Consider the following 4488-nt stretch of genomic DNA (forward strand, 5'->3'; position numbering starts at 1 on the left):
TGGATCCATCGCCAGCGCCCCCCTTGTCGAGCCCCGCAGGGAGCCGAGCCGTGGTGGGGTGCGGTCGAATTCACGCGGCGTGCGGGTTCTGGCCTCGAACCGCGAGTCCTCGAAGCCGCCGGCCATGCCGCCCCGGTAGGCGGCAGGCTCGTCATAGTCGCGGCGACGGTCATCTCCGCGATCGTCATAACCGCGCGAATATCCGTCATCTTCGAAGCGATCGTCGCGGGGGCGGCGGTAGCCGCGCGCCGAACCGCGCTCGTCGTCCTCGTAGTAGTCGTCCTCGTAGTCATCCAGCGGCGCCATACCGAAGTAAGCCTTGACCTTGTGCAGTGTGCTCATCCTGAGGACCCTTCTCGCGGTGCTGGGGTGTTCGAGGTTTCCGGAATATCAGCGGAATCTGGTGTCTGTGGTGAAGGTGTGACTGGAGTGACTACTTCGGGTGACGTTAGCGGTCGCGATCCCATTAGCGCGGTACCGACACGCACACACGTCGAACCATGTTCGACCGCCGACTCGAGGTCGCCCGACATTCCCGCCGACAGTTCAAGCCGCTGCCGATAGCCGGCCTGCACCCGGGTGCGCTCCTGCTGCAGACGCGCGAATGCCGCGCCAGGCTCCGATCCCCGCGGCGGGATGGCCATCAGCCCGACGAACCGCAGCCCGCCCGCCCCGTCGATGGAGGCGCACAACTCGTCGATGCGACCGGTGTCCGCGACATCGACCCCGCCTCGGGTCTCATCGCCATCGAGGCTGATCTGCAGGTAGACCCGCAGCGGTTCGGCTCGGCGCCCGGCGCCGAGCGCCTCGGCTGCCGCCGAGTCCAGCGCGGTGATCACCTTCGCACTGTCGACGGAGTGCGCTGCGTAGGCCCACCGCGCAACCGAGCGCGCCTTGTTGCCCTGAATGCGGCCAACCATGTGCCAGCGCACCGAATCGCCGCCGGCGACTGCGCTGACTTCCGCGGCTTTCCGCGCCCCCTCCTGGTCACGGGATTCGCCGAACGCCACACATCCCAGCCGGCGTAGCACCAGCACGTCGCTGGCCGGAAAGAACTTCGTGATCGGCAACAACTCGATGTCGGCGACATCGCGTCCGGCAGCCTTGGCCGCGCGGGCGAGCCTGTTGCGCACCGCCGCCAGCGACTCGCTGAGCTCGAGTTCGCGGACCCCTGTCATGGACTGGGCTCCAGCCAGATCAGTGATGCCAGCCGCCCGGTCGGCGCGTCGCGCCGATGACTGAACAGATTGCGGTCCGCCGCCGTGCAGCGAGGATCGACGTCGATCGCGGTGACACCCAGGCCGCGCAGTTGCGCAGCGATTCCGGCGCGCAAATCCAGACCCGGGGTGCCGCGACTGGTGGTGGTCCGGCTACCCGGCAGACATTGTTCGACCTCGGCGGCCATTTCGGCGGGCACCTCGTAGTTGGCTCCGCTGACCGCGGGGCCAAGAAGGACCGAGACATTTTCGACCTGCGCGCCTTCGCCCACCATGGCCTCCAGTGCCCTGGTGACGATGCCGCCCTGAGCGCCCACCCGGCCCGCGTGAACGGCGGCGATGACCCCGGCGCCGGCATCGGCCATCAACACCGGCACGCAGTCGGCCGTCAGCACCGCCAGTGCCAACTGGGGTGTCGCGGTCACCAAACCATCTGTGTTGTCGACGGTTTGGTCGCTGTCGACGACCTCGACACGGACGCCGTGCACTTGGTTCATCCAGACGATTCCGTCACCGCCCTGGTCGTTTCTGCCGCCTCGGCGGCTTTTCTTGCCCGTGCCGCCCTTGCCGGCGCCTGCCTCACGACGGCCCAGCTCGACCACAGTGGCCAGACGGCGTCGGTTCGCGGCAACGGCGATAGGGTCATCGCCGACATGGTCGCCGAGATTGAAGGTCGCAAACGGCGGTTTGGACACGCCGCCGGCGCGGGTGGTCGTCACGCGGCGCACCCGGAACGCCGCCGAGGGGCCGGTGGACGCGGGATCTGGCACGGTGCGACCCTAGAGCGCGTTAGTGGCGCATGAACGGCGGCACGTCGACGTCGTCGTCGGAGATCCCGCCATCGTCACCGCCAATTCGGACGGTCGCACCGTTGGTATGCACGGGCACGCTCGCGGCATCGGCCGGCTCGAAGAGCGAGGAGCTCACCCGGCCGGCCTTGCCCGGTGTGACCGGTGTGGCGCCGGCAGCATTCTCACTACTCACCGGCTTGCGCCCAGGGCCCGTCGCGTCGAAGCCCGCGGCAATCACCGTCACTCGGACCTCGTCACCGAGCGAGTCATCGATGACGGTGCCGAAGATGATGTTGGCTTCGGGATGCGCGGCATCCTGTACCAGCGAGGCGGCCTCGTTGATCTCGAACAGGCCCAGATCGCTGCCGCCGGCCACCGAGAGCAGGACGCCCTGAGCGCCCTCCATCGACGCTTCCAGCAGCGGGGAATTGATCGCGATCTCTGCGGCCTTGAGTGCACGCCCATCGCCGCGCGCCGAACCGATGCCCATCAGCGCCGTGCCCGCTCCGCTCATCACGCCCTTCACGTCGGCGAAGTCGACGTTGATCAGGCCGGGTGTGGTGATCAAGTCGGTAATGCCTTGCACACCGTTGAGAAGCACCTCGTCGGCGCTGCGGAACGCGTCCATGAGCGAAACCGCGGCGTCGCCCATCTGCAGCAGCCGGTCGTTGGGAATCACAATGAGCGTGTCGCAACTCTCCCGCAACGAGGAGATACCGTCTTCAGCCTGGTTGCTCCTGCGCTTGCCCTCGAAGGAGAAGGGCCGAGTGACCACGCCGACGGTCAGCGCGCCCAGCTTGCGGGCGATGGTCGCGACCACCGGGGCACCGCCGGTGCCGGTGCCACCACCTTCACCGGCGGTGACGAAAACCATGTCGGCGCCGCGCAGCAGCTCCTCAATTTCATCCTTGGCGTCTTCGGCGGCCTTGCGGCCGACTTCGGGATCCGCGCCCGCGCCCAATCCGCGCGTCGACTCGCGCCCTACGTCGAGTTTCACGTCGGCATCGCTCATCAACAGCGCCTGAGCGTCAGTGTTGATCGCAATGAACTCGACGCCTTTGAGGCCCTGCTCGATCATCCGGTTGACGGCGTTGACGCCGCCGCCTCCGATGCCGACCACCTTGATCACAGCGAGGTAGTTATGCGGGGGGGTCATAGCCACACCTTCTTCGCGCAAGCGCTCATCAGCAGTCGCCCTTCTTGCCTGGTTGCCTGTGTTGTCACGCTGGAAGGTCCCCCTGAAAAAACCCTCAACCTAAACCACAGGCTTAGAGTTATGTCAAGTTGTTCCGCGCAAACAGAACGGTAGGGCCGGGTACCCCCCATCGCGAGCAGGCGCGCCGAAACAACATGACAAAAAAATCGTGGCGACGGCTTGCAGGCTCGCACTGTCGTCGCGGCTACCGTTGGTGTTGCCAGGAATCGCTGACCCGGGCTTGGTAACGGCGCTGCGGGCCTGTCTGCTGCTGCGCGCCCGTCTACTTCACCGTGGGCAGATCGGGGCTGGAAACGTCATAGGTCTGGCCCGGCTGAGTGAGGAGCGCGGCCAGTTTGAGCGCCTTTTCCTCGGTACGGTCGGTGGTCCCCCACACCACGACACGACCATCGATCAAGGTCAGCGTGATCGCTGCGACCGACGGTGCCGACACCCGGCCCACCTGACCGGCGACATCGGGCCGCAATGAGGTCATCACTCGCAGGGCCGCCTTGGTGGCCGGATCAGTCGGACCGGGGTTCTCCGTGTCCAGATACGGCACACCTGGTGGCGGCAACGCGGTGGCGAAGTCGACCCCGTCACGGTCGAACAGGTGCACCCCGTCGGGATAGTCCCTGACGACGACGGGGACTCGCTCGACGATGGTCACCCGCACCGTCGACGGATACTGGCGTTGAACGCGGGCCGAGGCGATGCGGCGAATCTCCGCCACCCGCTCGGCCACCGCATCGGTGTCCACCTGCAGCAGCGGAGTTCCCGGCACCACCGCGGCCGCGGCCGTCACCTCGTCCTGGCTGACCTCATCCAGTCCGGTGACGACGACGCTGCGGGCCGACATGACCGGCGTGAAGTACAGCAGCAGCCCGAGCCCGACCAGCAGAACCCCGACCACGGCGGTCCACATCAACAGCTTCAGTCCCCGGACGGCACCTCGGCCGAGAGTCTTCTGCTCCGGCGCGGGGTTTCCCAGCGCACGACGCTTGGCCTCCCGTCGGGCATCCTCGATGGAGGTGGCCCTCGCCTGCGCCCTCCGGCGTTCCTCCCGTTCCCGCCGGGCACGGCGGCGCGGTCCCTCGACATCTTCGGCGGCTTCGGTGCCCGGGTCACCCCCTGCGGCCTCGGGGCCCGGTGCCTGCTCCTGTGCCGGACCGGCGTTCGCGTCGTCAACCGGGGGCGGGCTCGAGTCCTCAGCCTCGGGCTGGTCGACTCCAGCCTCGGGCTGGTCGACTCCAGCCTCGGGCTGGTCTACTCCAGCCTCGGGCTG

At 67.6% G+C, this 4488-nt stretch carries 4 protein-coding genes and 1 pseudogene; all 5 read right to left on the reverse strand.

Annotated features, from left to right (window positions below; genetic code table 11):
- Positions 1 to 342: pseudogene (locus ACPGXI_RS17625) on the reverse strand (cell division protein SepF); the annotation flags it as partial.
- The gene (locus ACPGXI_RS17630; protein WP_526655268.1) at positions 339 to 1178 is read right to left on the reverse strand and encodes a YggS family pyridoxal phosphate-dependent enzyme; all 840 of its coding nucleotides are present in this window, start codon (positions 1176 to 1178) and stop codon (positions 339 to 341) included. The pseudogene ACPGXI_RS17625 and the gene ACPGXI_RS17630, both read right to left, overlap by 4 nt.
- A complete protein-coding gene (pgeF, locus tag ACPGXI_RS17635) occupies positions 1175 to 1987 on the reverse strand; it encodes a peptidoglycan editing factor PgeF (RefSeq protein ID WP_526655270.1) in 813 nt (270 codons plus the stop codon). Before pgeF ends, ACPGXI_RS17630 begins: the two co-directional genes overlap by 4 nt.
- A 19-nt stretch (positions 1988 to 2006) precedes the next feature.
- Positions 2007 to 3164, reverse strand: a complete 1158-nt coding sequence (gene ftsZ, locus ACPGXI_RS17640) for a cell division protein FtsZ (RefSeq protein WP_526655272.1) — start codon at positions 3162 to 3164, stop codon at positions 2007 to 2009.
- Positions 3165 to 3486: 322 nt separating this feature from the next.
- Positions 3487 to 4488, reverse strand: a 1002-nt coding sequence (locus tag ACPGXI_RS17645) for a cell division protein FtsQ/DivIB (protein WP_526655274.1), incomplete at its 5' end; no start/stop codon positions are given.

It is taken from the genome of Mycobacterium sp., assembly GCF_049608025.1.
GTDB lineage: Bacteria > Actinomycetota > Actinomycetes > Mycobacteriales > Mycobacteriaceae > Mycobacterium.